The organism is Streptomyces sp. NPDC054765 (genome assembly GCF_053612065.1).
The window spans coordinates 24,846-38,896 of sequence record NZ_JBSHBP010000072.1 but is presented as its reverse complement, the minus strand read 5'-3'; the positions used below and the strand labels follow the sequence as shown (position 1 = coordinate 38,896).

Sequence of the window (14,051 nt, the reverse complement as noted above, 5' to 3'; positions counted from 1 at the left end):
GCCCCGGTCTCCCCCGGGGCGGGCCGCCGTCGTGCACTCCTGCCTGTCTAGGCGAGCCGTGTGGCCTTCCTGGCCGTCGCCCACTCCTGCTGCTGCACCAGATCGGCCCGCACCTCGGCGAGCTGGACCGCCACCGCCGAGGGCGCGGTGCCGCCCCGGCCGCTGCGCGAGGCGAGGGCGCCGGGGACGTTGAGGACGCTGCGGACCTCGGGGGTCAGATGCGGCGAGATCTTGGCGAACTGCTCGTCGGTGAGCTGGTCCAGCTCGATGCCGTGCGCCTCGCACTCCTTGACGCACTCACCGGCGACCTCGTGCGCCACCCGGAACGGCACCCCCTGCTTGACCAGCCACTCCGCGATATCGGTGGCCAGCGAGAAACCGGCCGGGGCCAGCTCTTCCATCCGCTCACGGTTGACGGTCAGCGTGGCCATCATGCCGGTGAACGCCGGGAGGAGTACCTCCAGTTGGTCGCAGGAGTCGAAGACCGGCTCCTTGTCCTCCTGGAGGTCACGGTTGTACGCGAGCGGCAGCGCCTTGAGCGTCGCCAGCAGACCGGTCAGATTCCCGATGAGCCGGCCCGACTTGCCCCGCGCCAGCTCCGCGATGTCCGGGTTCTTCTTCTGCGGCATGATCGACGAGCCGGTCGAGAAGGCATCGTGGAGGGTGACGAAGGAGAACTCCTTCGTGTTCCAGATGATGATCTCCTCCGCGATCCGCGAGAGGTTGACCCCGGTCATCGCCGTGATGAAGGCGAATTCGGCGACGAAGTCACGCGAGGCCGTGCCGTCGATGGAGTTGCCGGCCGAGCCGTGCTCGAAGCCGAGGTCCGCGGCGACCGCCTCCGGGTCGAGGCCGAGCGAGGAGCCGGCCAGCGCGCCCGAGCCGTACGGGGAGACGGCGGTGCGCTCGTCCCACTGCCGCAGCCGCTCCGCGTCCCGCGACAGCGACTGGACATGCGCCAGCACATGGTGGGCGAAGAGCACCGGCTGGGCGTGCTGGAGGTGGGTGCGGCCCGGCATCGCGAGGTCCGGGTGAGCCTCGGCGAGAGAGACCAGGGCCTCCTGGAGGTCGGCGATCAGCCCGCCGATGATCCGGGCATGGTCGCGCAGATACATCCGGAAGAGCGTGGCGACCTGGTCGTTACGCGACCGGCCGGCCCGCAGCTTGCCGCCGAGGTCCGGGCCGAGCCGCTCCAGCAGCCCCCGCTCCAGGGCGGTGTGGACGTCCTCGTCGGCGATGGTGCCGGTGAACGAGCCGTCGGCGACATCGGATGCGAGCCGGTCGAGCCCGGCGAGCATCCGGGTCAGCTCGTCCTCGGTGAGCAGGCCCGCGGCATGGAGCACCCGGGCGTGCGCACGCGAGCCGGCGATGTCGTACGGGGCCAGCCGCCAGTCGAAGTGGACCGACGCCGACAACTGGGCCAGCGCCTCGGCGGGTCCGTCGGCGAACCGGCCGCCCCAGAGCCGGACATCACCGCTGTTGCTGCTCACTGCTGCTCCTCAAGGCTGCTTCGGATGTGCCATCTGCCCCGAGGTCCTGAGGGCCAAGGGGGTACCTCCGCCCCGCCGCGAAGGCGGGGAGAAGGCTGTCGTACGGAACAACGAGACGGGCTCAGGCCAGGTCGCGCTTGGCCGCAATCTTGCTCGACATCCCGAAGAGCTCGATGAAGCCCTTCGAGAGCGACTGGTCGAAGGTGTCGCCGGTGTCGTAGGTCGCGAGATGGAAGTCGTACAGCGACCGGTCGGACTTCCGGCCGGTGACCACCGCGCGGCCACCGTGCAGGGTCATCCGGATATCGCCGCTGACCTGCCGGCTGGCCTCGTCGATGAAGCCGTCCAGGGCGCGCTTGAGCGGCGAGAACCACAGGCCGTCGTAGACCAGCTCGCCCCAGCGCTGCTCGACCTGCCGCTTGTAGCGGGCGAGTTCGCGCTCGACGGTGACGTTCTCCAGCTCCTGGTGCGCGGTGATCAGCGCGATGGCGCCGGGCGCCTCGTACACCTCACGGGACTTGATGCCGACCAGTCGGTCCTCGACCAGGTCGATCCGGCCGATGCCCTGGGCGCCGGCCCGCTCGTTGAGCTGCTGGACGGCCTGCAGGACGGTGACGGGCCTGCCGTCGATGGCGACCGGGACGCCCTCCTTGAAGGAGATGACGACCTCGTCGGCTTCCCGCGGGACGGCCGGGTTCCGGGTGTACTCGTAGACGTCCTCGATCGGCGCGTTCCAGATGTCCTCCAGGAAGCCGGTCTCCACGGCCCGGCCGAAGACGTTCTGGTCGATGGAGTACGGCGACTTCTTGGTGGTCGCGATCGGGAGGTTCTTCTCCTCGCAGAAGGCGATCGCCCTGTCCCGGGTCATCGCGTAGTCACGGACCGGGGCGATGCACTTCAGGCCGGGGGCGAGGGAGGAGATACCGGCCTCGAAGCGGACCTGGTCGTTGCCCTTGCCGGTGCAGCCGTGGGCGACCGTGGTGGCGCCGTGCTTCTCGGCGGCGGCCACCAGGTGCTTGACGATGGCCGGCCGGGAGAGCGCGGAGACCAGCGGGTAGCGGTCCATGTACAGGGCGTTGGCCTTGATCGCCGGGAGGCAGTACTCATCGGCGAATTCGTCCTTGGCGTCCGCGACCTCGGCCTCGACCGCGCCGCAGGCGAGCGCACGCTTGCGGATGACGTCCAGGTCCTCGCCGCCCTGGCCGACGTCCACGGCAACGGCGATGACCTCGGCGCCCGTCTCCTCGGCGATCCAGCCGATGCAGACAGAGGTGTCCAGACCCCCCGAATAGGCGAGTACGACGCGCTCGGTCACGGCTTTCTCCTTACGGTGCATTCGCTGGTCGGTATAAGTATGCACTCCACCGTATGCTTCGTCAACGCCCCGGTGAATATGCAGCTCAGCAGGGCACGGACAGGGCGGCGCAAGCCCTCAGAGCCCCTCCTGGAGCACCTCGGCCAGTACGGTCACATGGCTTGCCGACATGCCCTTCGTCGCCGTCAGCAGCGTCAGCGGCCCCGCGGCGGCGAGCGCCCGCAGCCGCTCCAGCGCCCGCTGCGCACCCTCCTGCGCCAGCTCCGCGCGATAGCGCTCGGCGAACCCCTCGAACCGCTCTCCCTGATGGGCGTACCAACGCCGCAGCTCGGTCGAGGGCGCCACCTCCTTGCACCACTCGGTGAGCTGCGCATCCGCCTTGGACAGCCCGCGCGGCCACAGCCGGTCGACCAGCACCCGCGCCCCGTCCGCCGGCTCCGGCGGCTCGTACACCCGGCGCACCCGGAGGGCCGCACCGGCGGACATATCACTCATATCTGTATCGAACCATGGAAGCGCGCCCCCTGCCCGGAGCCCCGAAAGGACCCCACGGGGCCCCGCTTTGGATTCATGGGCCGGGACAGGGTATTTTTCTTCTGCACGCCCCGGCCGGGATTCCTCCGGCCGGAACGGGCACCGGGACGTGGCGCAGCTTGGTAGCGCACTTGACTGGGGGTCAAGGGGTCGCAGGTTCAAATCCTGTCGTCCCGACGGTGCAGGAAGGGCTTAGAGCCCAGGTCAGGGCCTTGTTTCCGCTTCGGCGGGAACAAGGCCCTTGATCATTTTCTGCGGGAGAGTGCCTTACGCGCGAGGGTCGGCGTAGTAGTCGGCCGGCATCTCCGAGGGCCGGCCGGGCTCGCGCACATCGCCCTGCGGTCCCCTCACGCTGCACCACGGCTTGATGTCCAGCACCGGTGTGCCGTCCACGGCATCCAGCGCTTCCACGTGCAGATCCAGGCCGCCGACCGCGACCAGGCGGCACCGCGAGACGCCCAGCCGGTTCACCCGGCGCATAGGGCGGTGAGCGAAGGAGCCACCGGCCGGCCTCTGCCATGGGGCGGAACTCCTCGGGGAGGGCGACGGAAGTACGGAAGGAGGTGGGCGGGCGACTCTCCGCGGCCGCCCCCTGGTCACGGGAGCGGAAGCCCCACCAGCATCAACGCAAACACCGGGGAGTCGGGGAAGGGCTGGCGCTCGCCCACCTTCCGGTACCCCCAGGACTCGTACAGGGCCTGGACCTTGGGGTGCGTCACGTCCACCAGCAGCGCCGCGAGGTCGGCTTCCGTGGCCTCCATCAACGCCCGGTGCAGCCGGGCGGACGTGCCTGTCTTCCGCCACCGCTCGCGCACCATCAGTTCCGAGAAATGGAACGTTCGGCTCTTCTCCGGCGCCGGGTCCAGGTGCTCACGCCACCATTCGCGGCCCTCGGTTCCGGGGGCTCCGTAGGCGAAGCCCACCACCTCGTTGCCGTCGTACGCGATCACGCAGGAGAACTCGGGGTGTCCGCCCCAGTGGTCGACGAACCAGGGGAACTTCTGCCGGAACTCGTCGTCCGACATCTGGTCGGCGTACACGTCTGCGTGCACGTCGAGCAACGTCTGCCGGATCTCCGGCAGGTCGCCGTGGCTGTAGTGGCGCAGTTCCAAAGCGGAGGTCATCAGGTCTGGCTCCATTCTGATCGGTAGCGGTCCTTCCACTCGCGCGCGATGCTTGAGTCCGGCGCGAGGGTGGTCAAATCGCGGTAGAAGTCTCCTAGGTAGCAGCGCATCCGGCCCGGCAGGGGATCGCCATCCATCAGCACAAACACCTGCTCCGCCGTGGCGCACGCCTGCTCCTCGTCCCGTTGGTGAAGCTGCGCGTGTGCGAGCTGGAGCGTGGCCAGTGCGCGGTTCCGGCGGAACTGCTGTGGGATGGCCGCCAGGGCACGGTGCGATGCCGCCTCGGCCGCCGCGGCGTCCCCGATCTCATCCCGGACAATGGCAGTGAGGGCCATCAGCTCGGCCGGGCCGTAGAAGGCCACCCAGGACGGCCTGGGCTCGTCCATGGACGCGTTCGCCAGCGCCTCTTCCGCGCACCCCAGGGACCGCAGGGCGCCCCGCCGATCCCCGACGCTTGAGTGCCCGATCGCCGTGCGCGCATGGGCCAGGGACGCGAACAGCGGGTCGCGGCGCGCGGCGGCGGTCGCCTGCGCAGCCTTGCCCGCGTCCACGGCCTGCGAGAACTCCCCGCGATGGCCCGCGAGCATGGCATGCGAGTTCCACACCCGCAGCTCCACCACGGGGTCGTTCCCCATGCCCGCCAGATACAGCGCCCGGTTGAGGTGAGCTTGCGCGCGGTCGCTCTGACGAGCGTCCACGGCCGACCAGGCCGCCTGCGCGGTGTAGCTCGCAGCCACGCTGAAGAGCCGCTGCCGGATGCGCTGGGACGCCGCCCGCTTCTGCAACTCCAGCGCTTCGGCGGCGCCCGCCAAGGCGGCTCGCTCCAGCGCCTCGTGCCCGCCTTTGGCGGCGTCCAGGGCGGTGAGGGCGTCCAGGCCGCTGCGGAGGCGGATCACCTCGGAGGTGCCGACGGCGTACGGCCGGGCGGCTACCAGGGGCACGACGGCGGCCGTCGTACCGGCGGCGGTGGTGAGGAAGTGTCTGCGGCGCACGGGATCCTCCGTCCTGTGAGGGCCACATCTGCCCGCCGGAGGAGCAAAGCCCAACTCCTCGGCGGTACATCCGAATACTGCCTCCAAGGCTTCCCGCTGCCGAGGGTGCGGCCATCGCGTCTTTCCGGTCAGCCAGTGGCGCACGGTGCGGTCGCTGACGGTGCCCGCCCGGCCGAGCGACCGCAGGTAGTCGTTCACCGCATCGGCCAACTCGGCCTGGGTGAGGCCCGCTTCGCCGAGGGCGCCGGCAAGACTCTCGTTCGCCTTCACCCCTGCACGGTATCCAGATCGCGCCTGCCAGTGTCTCGGATTGCGGCGAAATTTCCGGTCGGCCGTACGGCATGGGGTGGCGGATTTTCCTCACGGCATATGACAGCCCGTCGTTGGATGCATACAGGGCGTCGCCGGCCGGGACGGTACGGCGGCCCTAAGGAGAGAAGCCCGCCTTCACCCCCCCTTCGGGGAAGCGGGCCACACCTCACAGCCCACCACCGACGAGGTCCCGATGACCATGACCGCACCCCGCCCCACCGGGCACCCCGGATACAGCGAAACGCTGCTGCGCAGACCCGAGAGCGCGGCCACCGCCCGCCGCCTGGTACGGACTGCTTTGGCGGCCTGGGACATGGAGGAACTGGCCGACGACGGGGCCTTGGTGGTCTCCGAGCTGGTGACCAACGCCGTGCGGCACGCACGGAGCGAGGTGATCCGGCTGGTCGTCAGCCGCCCCGGCCCGGCAACGGTGCGGATCGGAGTGGTGGACAAGTCAAAGGCCCCTCCACGGCACCGCCCGCCAGGGAACGAGGACGACAGCGGGCGGGGCCTCGTGCTGGTGGCCGGACTGACGTCCGCCTGGGGTACCGACCGGCTCCCCTGGGGCAAGCGGGTCTGGGGAGAACTGCGCAGGAAGGCCGGCCAATGAACGGTGCGGGGAGGCCCTGGGTGGGTGATCTGGTGCATGACGAGGGCACCGACCGGACCGGCATCGTCAGCGATGTACGCAAGGGCGTCTATGTGCTGCGGCCGGACAACGGGCCGGGCCACTGGCTCTGTGACGTCCCCGGCCGGCTGACGGTGGTTGTTCCGCGTGAAGAGCGGCATGACCGCTGAGGTGAGGAGAGGTGCGACGCCATGCCGCCCCGGCGGGGGAAGGCCCACGCGGGGCGGCCGGGTTCGCGGCCGGGGGGCTACGGCACCGGCGGGACCGGATCCGAGGCGTCCCGCTGGTGCGGTATCGCGATCTCCTCCGGCTTCTGCAGCGCCACGGTCCGTGCCGGGGAGGGGATCGCGATGCCCTCGGCCCGGTAGCGCTGGTGCAGGCGCTTGATGAACTCGTGCTTGATCCGGTACTGGTCGCTGAACTCGCCGACCCCGAGGATCACCGTGAAGCTGATCCGGGAGTCACCGAAGGTGTGGAAGCGGACGGCCGGCTCGTGGTCGGGGACGCCGCCGCTGATGTCCGTCATCACGCTCTCGACGACCTCGGTGGTGACCCGCTCGACATGTTCGAGGTCGCTGTCGTAGCCGACGCCCACCTGCACCAGGATCGACAGCTTCTGTTCCGGCCGGCTGAAGTTGGTCATGTTGGTGTCGGCCAGCTGGCGGTTGGAGATGATCACCAGGTTGTTGGAGAGCTGGCGCACCACGGTGTTGCGCCAGTTGACGTCGACGACATAGCCCTCCTCGCCACTGCTGAGCCGGATGTAGTCACCGGGCTGCACCGTCTTCGAGGCGAGGATGTGCACACCGGCGAAGAGGTTGGCGAGGGTGTCCTGCAGCGCCAGCGCGACCGCGAGGCCCCCCACACCCAGCGCGGTCAGCAGGGGGGCGATGGAGATGCCCAGGGTCTGCAGTACGACGAGAAAGCCCATCGCGAGCACCACGATGCGGGTGATGTTGGCGAAGATGGTGGCCGATCCGGCCACGCCGGACCGGGACTGCGCCAGGGTCTTGACCAGACCGGTGATCACCCGGGCCGCGGTGAGCGTGACGACCAGGATGAGCAGTACGGTCAGCGTCCGGTTGACGGTGTGTCCGACCGTCGCCGTCAGCGGCAACGCCGCGGCCGCCGCCGCCAGTCCGGCGGTGACCGCCGCCCAGGGCACCACGGTCCGCAACGCGTCGACGATGATGTCGTCCCCGCTCCACCGCGTCCGGAGGGCGTGTTTCCCCAGCCACCGCAGGGCCACCCGCGACAACAGGCCCGCCGCGATGCCGGCGGCCAGTGCGATCCCGGCGACGATCAGATCGTCCAGCGTGAAAGCCCGGTTCACCGGCCGGCTCCCACGGCCGGGAGGAACGGCTGTGCTATGAGCCGGATGTGATGTGTCGTCACCTGGTCACCTGCTTTGTCTCTGAGGATGCGAAAGCGCCAGGACATCCGTGGGGACCCCGGCGCGAACTGACATCCTCCCGCATCCGGTTCGGCAGGCGGCGGGCGGCTCGGAGGACAGGCCCACAGGACCGCCTCCCGGAGGAGGCGGCCGTGTCCCGGGGGTGCTGGTGTGACAGGTGAGCAGCGCGAAAGGCGGGCCTCGGGTGCCTCAGTGCGCCTTCTGGGCCAGCCGCAGCAGATGATCGGCGAGGGCCTGGCCGCCCGCCGGGTCGCGGCTGATGAGCATCAGGGTGTCGTCGCCGGCGATGGTGCCGAGGATGTCGTGCAGCTCGGCCTGGTCGATGGCCGAGGCCAGGAACTGGGCGGCGCCCGGCGGGGTGCGCAGGACGACGAGGTTGGCGGAGGCCTCGGCGGAGATGAGGAGTTCGCCGGAGAGGCGGCGCATCCGCTCCTCCTTGGCGGACTCGCCCAGCGGCGCCCGCGGCTTGCGGTCGCCGCCCTCGCTGGGCACCGCGTAGATCAGCTCACCACCGGTGTTGCGGATCTTGACCGCGCCCAGCTCGTCCAGATCGCGGGAGAGCGTCGCCTGGGTGACGGACAGGCCGTCGTCGGCGAGCAGCTTGGCGAGCTGGCTCTGGGAGCGGACCGGCAGCCGGTTGAGGATGTCCACGATCCGGCGGTGGCGGGCGGTGCGGGTCTGCGGTACGGCCTGGCCGCCGTTGTACGCCTCGTTGTCCTGCGGCTCGTTGTCCTGCAGCTCGGTCATCGTTGTCGTCAGTCTCCGGCTCGTCGTTCCCCGTCGGCCCCTTGGCGGGCCGTGTCCAGGACGGCGGGCAGCTTGTGGAGGAACACTTCCGCTTCGTCGTCGGAGACGATCAGCGGCGGGGCGAGCCGGATGACGTCCGGCGCGACCGCGTTCACCAGGAGGCCCGCGTCCTGAGCCGCCTGCTGCACCTGCGGCGCGAGCGGCTCCGTCAAGACGATACCCAGGAGGAGGCCCGCACCGCGGACCTGGCCGACCAATGGGTGCCCCAGGGCCTCGGTCCCGTTCCTCAGCCGCTCACCGACCCGCTTGACGTTCTCCAGGATGCCGTCGGCTTCGATGGTGTCCAGAACGGCGAGGGCGCCGGCGCAGACGACCGGGTTGCCGCTGAACGTCGAGCCGTGCGAACCGGGCGTGAGCAGCTCGGCGGCCGGGCCGAAGGCCAGCGTCGCGCCGATCGGCAGACCGCCGCCCAGGCCCTTGGCGAGGGTGACGAGGTCGGCGTCGATGCCCTGGGCCTGCGACTCCAGCCAGTGCCCGGTCCGGCCGATGCCGGTCTGGATCTCGTCGAGGACGAGCAGGGTGCCGGTGGCGGCGGTGATCTCGCGGGCGGCCCGGAGGTAGCCGGGCGGCGGAACGATGACACCGTTCTCGCCCTGGACGGGCTCCAGGATCACGAAGGCGGTGTCGGTGGTGACGGCGGCGCGGAGGGCCTCGGTGTCCCCGTACGGCACGTAGTCGATGTCGCCGGGCAGCGGCGCGAAGGGGGCCTGCTTGGCGGGCTGGCCGGTGAGGGCGAGGGCGCCCATGGTGCGGCCGTGGAAGCCGCCGGCCGTGGAGACCATGTGGCGGCGCCCGGTCAGCCGGCCGATCTTGAACGCGGCCTCGTTGGCCTCGGCGCCGGAGTTGGAGAAGTAGACCCGGCCGGGGCGTCCGGCCAGCGCGAGCAGGCGCTCGGCGAGGGCCACGGTGGGCTCACTGACGAAGAAGTTCGAGACATGGCCGAGGGTGGCGACCTGGTCGGAGACGGCACGGACCACCGCGGGGTGGGCGTGACCGAGGGCGTTGACCGCGATGCCGCCGAGGAAGTCGAGATACTCCTTGCCGTCGGCGTCCCACACCGTGGCGCCCTCGCCGCGGACGAGCGGGATGCGGGGGGTGCCGAAGTTGTCCATCATGGCGCCCTGCCAGCGCCCGGTGAGGCCCGCGTTGGTCACCGGGCCGTGGCTGTGTGCCGCGTCGCTCATGCCGCCCCCTCGATCGTGTTGGCGTCCGGCACGACCATCGTGCCGATTCCTTCGTCGGTGAAGATCTCCAGCAGGATCGAGTGCTGGACCCGCCCGTCGATGACCCGGGCGGTGTGCACGCCGTTGCGGACGGCGTGCAGACAGCCCCGCATCTTGGGGACCATGCCGCTGGCCAGGTCGGGCAGCAGCTTCTCCAGTTCGGTGGCGGTGAGGCGGGAGATCACCTCGTCGCTCTGCGGCCAGTCCTCGTAGAGGCCCTCGACATCGGTGAGCACCATCAGGGTCTCGGCGCCGAGGGCCGCGGCCAGGGCGGCCGCGGCGGTGTCGGCGTTGACGTTGAAGATGCCCGAGGCCCCCGAGCCGGCGTCCTCCGCGTCGCTGCTGCGGGCGATCGAGGAAATGACCGGGATCCGGCCGTCCTCCAGGAGCGCATGGACCGCGCCGGGGTCGATGCCGGTGATCTCGCCGACCCGTCCGATGTCCACCCGCTCGCCGTCGATGTCGGCGTAGTGCTTGGTCGCGGTCATCAGATGGGCGTCCTCGCCGGTCATGCCGACGGCGAGCGGACCGTGCTCGTTGAGCAGTCCGACCAGCTCGCGCTGCACCTGGCCGGCCAGCACCATCCGCACGACGTTCATCGCCTCAGGCGTGGTGACCCGCAGGCCGCCCTTGAACTCCGACTCCAGGCCGAGCAGATCCAGCTGGGCGCTGATCTGCGGGCCGCCGCCGTGCACGACGACCGGACGCAGTCCGGCGTGCCGCAGGAAGACCACGTCCTGGGCGAAGGCGCGCTTCAGCTCCTCGTCGACCATGGCGTTGCCGCCGAACTTGATGACGACGGTCTTGCCGTGGTGCCGGGTCAGCCAGGGCAGCGCCTCGATGAGGGTGCGCGCCTTGGGGAGTGCGGTGTGCTTGCGGGTGCTCATGCCGGACCGGCCTCGTTTCTCCCCCACGCTTCGCGCGGGAGGTACCCCCAGGCGGGCGGTGCGGACCGCGCGCGCCGGAGCCTCGGGTGCGCCCTCATGACGAGTACGCGCTGTTCTCGTGGACGTAGTCGGCGGTGAGGTCGTTGGCCCAGATGACCGCGGACTCGGTGCCGGCGGCGAGGTCGGCGGTGATCCGGACCTCGCGGTAGCGCATGTCGACCAGCTCGCGGTCCTCGCCCACCGAGCCGTTCTTGCAGACCCAGACGTCATTGATGGCGACGTTGAGCTGGTCGGGGTCGAAGACGGCGGAGGTGGTGCCGATCGCGGAGAGCACCCGGCCCCAGTTGGGGTCCTCGCCGTGGAGGGCGCACTTGAGGAGGTTGTTACGGGCGATGGAGCGGCCGACCTCGACCGCGTCGTCCTCGCAGGCCGCGCCGACGACCTCGATCCGGATGTCCTTGCTGGCGCCCTCGGCGTCCCCGATCAGCTGCCGGGCCAGATCCGCGCAGACCGTGCGCACCGCCTCGGCGAAGGCACCGGCCTGCGGCACCACGCCGGAGGCGCCGGAGGCGAGCAGCAGCACCGTGTCGTTGGTCGACATACAGCCGTCGGAGTCGACCCGGTCGAAGGTGGTGCGGGTCGCGGCCCGCAGCGCCGTGTCGAGGTCGGCGGCCGGCAGATCGGCGTCGGTGGTTAGTACGACGAGCATGGTGGCCAGGCCCGGGGCGAGCATGCCGGCGCCCTTGGCCATTCCCCCGACGGTCCAGCCGTCCTGCGTGACGACCGCGGTCTTGTGCACGCTGTCGGTGGTCTTGATGGCGATGGCGGCCTTCTCGCCGCCGTGCGCCGTCAGTTCGGCCGCGGCCCGCTCCACTCCGGACAGCAGCTTGTCCATCGGGAGCCGCACACCGATCAGTCCGGTGGAGGCGACCGCGATCTCCCCGGCGCTGTGCCCGAGCACCTCGGCGGTCTTCTCCGCGGTGGCGTGGGTGTCCTGGAAGCCGAGCGGGCCCGTACAGGCGTTGGCGCCACCGGAGTTGAGAATGACGGCGGAGACCGTGCCGCCCTTGAGGACCTGCTCGGACCAGACGACCGGCGCCGCCTTGACGCGGTTGGCGGTGAAGACACCGGCGGCGGCCAGCCGGGGCCCGTTGTTCACCACGAGGGCGAGGTCCGGAGTACCGCCGATACCACTGACAAACGGGGCCTTGATCCCGGCCGCGATGCCCGCCGCCGTGAATCCCTGTGCTGCCGTGACGCTCACTGCTTCTTCTCCTCGATCGCTTCTCCGGCCCCGCCGGCCATGCCGTGCCGCCCGGTGTCCGTCCGTGTCACGGAGCGACCCCGACCGTCGAAAGCCCGGTCTCCTCGGGGAGGCCCAGGGCGATGTTCATGCTCTGTACCGCGCCGCCCGCGGTGCCCTTGGTGAGGTTGTCGAGGGCGCTGATCGCGATGATCCGGCCGGCCGCCGCATCGAGCGTCACCTGTACCTGCGCGGTGTTGGAGCCGTACACGGCGGCGGTCGACGGCCACTGGCCCTCGGGCAGCAGCCGCAGGAACGGCTCGTCGGCCAGTGCCTTCTCGTACGCGGCCCGTACGGCGGCGGTGTCCACGCCGGGCTTCGCCTTCGCCGAGCAGGTGGCAAGGATGCCGCGTGACATGGGGGCCAGGGTCGGGGTGAACGAGACGCTGATCCGCTCGCCGGCCACCGCGCTCAGATTCTGGATCATCTCGGGCGTGTGCCGGTGCCCGCCGCCGACGCCGTACGGGCTCATCGAGCCCATGACCTCGGAGCCCAGCAGATGCGGTTTGAGCGCCTTGCCCGCGCCGGAGGTGCCGGTGGCCGCGACGATCACGGCCTCGGGCTCGGCGAGCCGGTCCGCGTACGCGGGGAACAGGGCGAGCGAGACGGCGGTGGGGTAGCAGCCCGGGACCGCGATGCGCCGGGTCCCCTGCAGCGCGGCGCGGCCTCCGGGCAGCTCGGGAAGGCCGTACGGCCAGGTGCCCGCGTGGGCCGAGCCGTAGAACGCCTCCCAGTCGGCGGAATCACTGAGCCGGAAGTCGGCTCCGCAGTCCACGACGAGCACCTCGGGCCCGAGCTCCTCGGCGACCGCGGCGGACTGGCCGTGCGGCAGCGCGAGAAACACGACGTCGTGCCCGGCCAGCTCCTCGGCGGAGGTCGGCCGGAGCTCCCGGCCGGCCAGCGGCGCCAGATGCGGCTGCAGCGCACCCAGGCGCTGCCCGGCGTTGGAGTGCCCGGTCAGCGCGCCGATCTCCACCTCCGGGTGCCCCAGAAGCAGGCGCAGCACTTCACCACCCGCATACCCGCTCGCACCGGCCACTGCTGCTCGTACCGTCATGGACCTCTCCTCCTTGATGGCATGACTATACGGATAACGACACTTTTATGCAATGACCCTGTGGGCGGGGCGGCCGGTTCGTGTGACGGAGCGCCGAGGTTGGCCGGTGGGCGCTTCACTTGGCCGGTGGGCGTCCGCCCACGGCGGCCTCCACCCGGTCGACGGTGGCCACGCCGCGGGCGGTGCACCCGCCCCGCCGAGCGCTTCCGGATCTCGGCGTGCTCACCAGGGCACGGGCGTTCCGTCCCAGGAGAAGAAGCCACCGGTGGGGCCGTCGTCCGGCAGCAGGGCCAGGCGGAGGGCTCCCCGGGCGGCCTCGGCCGGATCGCCGCCGGCCGCGGCGGCCCGGGGGTTGAGGTCGGTGGCCCGCATGCCGGGGGCGAGCGCGTTGACCTTGAAGCCCTCCCCGGCCAGCGTCTGGGCGTAGAGGACGGTGAGGGCGTTGAGGGCGGCCTTGGACGACCGGTAGGCGGCGGCGCCACCGCTTCCAGGGGCGAACTGGGGGTTGGGGTGGGTGCTCCAGGTCAGCGATGCGGTGCCGCTGGAGATGTTGACGATGCGCGGGTGCGGGGACCGGCGCAGGGCGGGCAGGAAGGCATTGGTCACCGCCACCACCCCGAACACATTGGTCTCGTACGTGCGCCGGAACTCCTCGACGTCGGTTTCGGCCGGCGGGGCGAGTGACGGTGAGATCCCGGCATTGTTGACCAGCACGTCCAGGCGGTCCACCTGGGCCGCGGCCTTCACGACGCCGTCAGGATCTCCCACGTCGAGGACCAGCAGGCGGGCGCCGGCGCCGATCTCCTCGACGGCCCGCTGTCCGCGCCCGGGGTCGCGGGCGCCCATGTACACGGTGAGGCCCTCGGCGGCGAGCAGCCGGGCGATGTGCTTGCCGATGCCCTTGTTGGCACCGGTCACCAGAGCTGTGCGATTGTTCATGGCTACTACGGTTCCCTGGCCGTGGG

15 protein-coding genes and 1 tRNA gene are annotated in these 14,051 nt (G+C 70.8%); 3 read left to right on the top strand and 13 right to left on the bottom strand.

Translation table 11 applies throughout. From position 1 onward, the window contains the following. Nucleotides 1–47 precede the first annotated feature (47 nt). The 3 genes from argH to ACWGJY_RS31795 all read right to left on the bottom strand — a co-directional run bounded on the left by argH (nucleotide 48) and on the right by ACWGJY_RS31795 (nucleotide 3,300). Nucleotides 48–1,490 carry an argininosuccinate lyase gene (gene argH, locus ACWGJY_RS31805; protein ID WP_453264332.1) on the bottom strand — a complete coding sequence of 481 codons (1,443 nt, stop codon included), beginning with the start codon at nucleotides 1,488–1,490 and terminating at the stop codon, nucleotides 48–50. A gap of 121 nt (nucleotides 1,491–1,611) precedes the next feature. Next, on the bottom strand, nucleotides 1,612–2,805 hold the full coding sequence (locus ACWGJY_RS31800; protein ID WP_453264331.1) for an argininosuccinate synthase: 1,194 nt from the start codon (nucleotides 2,803–2,805) through the stop codon (nucleotides 1,612–1,614). 117 nt (nucleotides 2,806–2,922) lie between these two features. Then, a complete protein-coding gene (locus tag ACWGJY_RS31795) occupies nucleotides 2,923–3,300 on the bottom strand; it encodes a DUF488 domain-containing protein (protein WP_453264330.1) in 378 nt (125 codons plus the stop codon). 142 nt (nucleotides 3,301–3,442) lie between these two features. On the opposite strand from ACWGJY_RS31795, the gene ACWGJY_RS31790 reads away from it, so the two are divergent. Then, nucleotides 3,443–3,516 (top strand) — tRNA-Pro (locus ACWGJY_RS31790). A gap of 90 nt (nucleotides 3,517–3,606) precedes the next feature. Here the strand turns inward: ACWGJY_RS31790 and ACWGJY_RS31785 are convergent. The 3 genes from ACWGJY_RS31785 to ACWGJY_RS31775 are packed head-to-tail and all read right to left on the bottom strand — an operon-like array spanning nucleotide 3,607 to nucleotide 5,725. Further along, on the bottom strand, nucleotides 3,607–3,939 hold the full coding sequence (locus ACWGJY_RS31785) for a TrmO family methyltransferase domain-containing protein (RefSeq protein WP_453264329.1): 333 nt from the start codon (nucleotides 3,937–3,939) through the stop codon (nucleotides 3,607–3,609). Continuing rightward, complete coding sequence (locus tag ACWGJY_RS31780; protein ID WP_453264328.1) at nucleotides 3,936–4,463, bottom strand: N-acetyltransferase family protein; 528 nt, start codon at nucleotides 4,461–4,463, stop codon at nucleotides 3,936–3,938. Before ACWGJY_RS31780 ends, ACWGJY_RS31785 begins: the two co-directional genes overlap by 4 nt. Beyond that, nucleotides 4,463–5,725 carry a helix-turn-helix transcriptional regulator gene (locus ACWGJY_RS31775; protein WP_453264327.1) on the bottom strand — a complete coding sequence of 421 codons (1,263 nt, stop codon included), beginning with the start codon at nucleotides 5,723–5,725 and terminating at the stop codon, nucleotides 4,463–4,465. The genes ACWGJY_RS31780 and ACWGJY_RS31775 overlap by 1 nt, the downstream gene beginning before the upstream one ends. Nucleotides 5,726–5,960: 235 nt before the next feature. Here ACWGJY_RS31775 and ACWGJY_RS31770 point away from each other — a divergent pair, with 235 nt between their 5' ends. Both ACWGJY_RS31770 and ACWGJY_RS31765 read left to right on the top strand, forming a co-directional pair. Then, entirely contained in the window at nucleotides 5,961–6,377 is a 417-nt protein-coding gene (locus ACWGJY_RS31770; RefSeq protein ID WP_453264326.1) for an ATP-binding protein, read from the top strand. Between the two features lie 20 nt (nucleotides 6,378–6,397). Further along, nucleotides 6,398–6,565 carry a hypothetical protein gene (locus ACWGJY_RS31765; protein ID WP_453264325.1) on the top strand — a complete coding sequence of 56 codons (168 nt, stop codon included), beginning with the start codon at nucleotides 6,398–6,400 and terminating at the stop codon, nucleotides 6,563–6,565. 77 nt (nucleotides 6,566–6,642) lie between these two features. Here ACWGJY_RS31765 and ACWGJY_RS31760 read toward each other — a convergent pair whose 3' ends face one another. The 7 genes from ACWGJY_RS31760 to ACWGJY_RS31730 form a co-directional block, all read right to left on the bottom strand. After that, complete coding sequence (locus ACWGJY_RS31760) at nucleotides 6,643–7,728, bottom strand: mechanosensitive ion channel family protein (RefSeq protein ID WP_453264324.1); 1,086 nt, start codon at nucleotides 7,726–7,728, stop codon at nucleotides 6,643–6,645. Nucleotides 7,729–7,998: 270 nt separating this feature from the next. After that, the gene (locus ACWGJY_RS31755) at nucleotides 7,999–8,556 is read right to left on the bottom strand and encodes an arginine repressor (RefSeq protein WP_453264323.1); all 558 of its coding nucleotides are present in this window, start codon (nucleotides 8,554–8,556) and stop codon (nucleotides 7,999–8,001) included. An 8-nt stretch (nucleotides 8,557–8,564) separates the two neighbouring features. Continuing rightward, nucleotides 8,565–9,800 carry an acetylornithine transaminase gene (locus ACWGJY_RS31750; protein ID WP_453264322.1) on the bottom strand — a complete coding sequence of 412 codons (1,236 nt, stop codon included), beginning with the start codon at nucleotides 9,798–9,800 and terminating at the stop codon, nucleotides 8,565–8,567. Continuing rightward, nucleotides 9,797–10,726, bottom strand: coding sequence for an acetylglutamate kinase (argB, locus tag ACWGJY_RS31745; protein ID WP_453264321.1), 930 nt, complete (start codon nucleotides 10,724–10,726; stop codon nucleotides 9,797–9,799). Before argB ends, ACWGJY_RS31750 begins: the two co-directional genes overlap by 4 nt. 94 nt (nucleotides 10,727–10,820) lie before the next feature. Beyond that, nucleotides 10,821–11,990, bottom strand: coding sequence for a bifunctional glutamate N-acetyltransferase/amino-acid acetyltransferase ArgJ (gene argJ, locus ACWGJY_RS31740; RefSeq protein ID WP_453264320.1), 1,170 nt, complete (start codon nucleotides 11,988–11,990; stop codon nucleotides 10,821–10,823). A gap of 67 nt (nucleotides 11,991–12,057) precedes the next feature. Continuing rightward, complete coding sequence (gene argC, locus ACWGJY_RS31735) at nucleotides 12,058–13,086, bottom strand: N-acetyl-gamma-glutamyl-phosphate reductase (RefSeq protein ID WP_453264319.1); 1,029 nt, start codon at nucleotides 13,084–13,086, stop codon at nucleotides 12,058–12,060. Nucleotides 13,087–13,308: 222 nt separating this feature from the next. After that, the gene (locus ACWGJY_RS31730; RefSeq protein ID WP_453264318.1) at nucleotides 13,309–14,025 is read right to left on the bottom strand and encodes an SDR family oxidoreductase; all 717 of its coding nucleotides are present in this window, start codon (nucleotides 14,023–14,025) and stop codon (nucleotides 13,309–13,311) included. Between the last annotated feature and the right edge of the window lie 26 nt (nucleotides 14,026–14,051).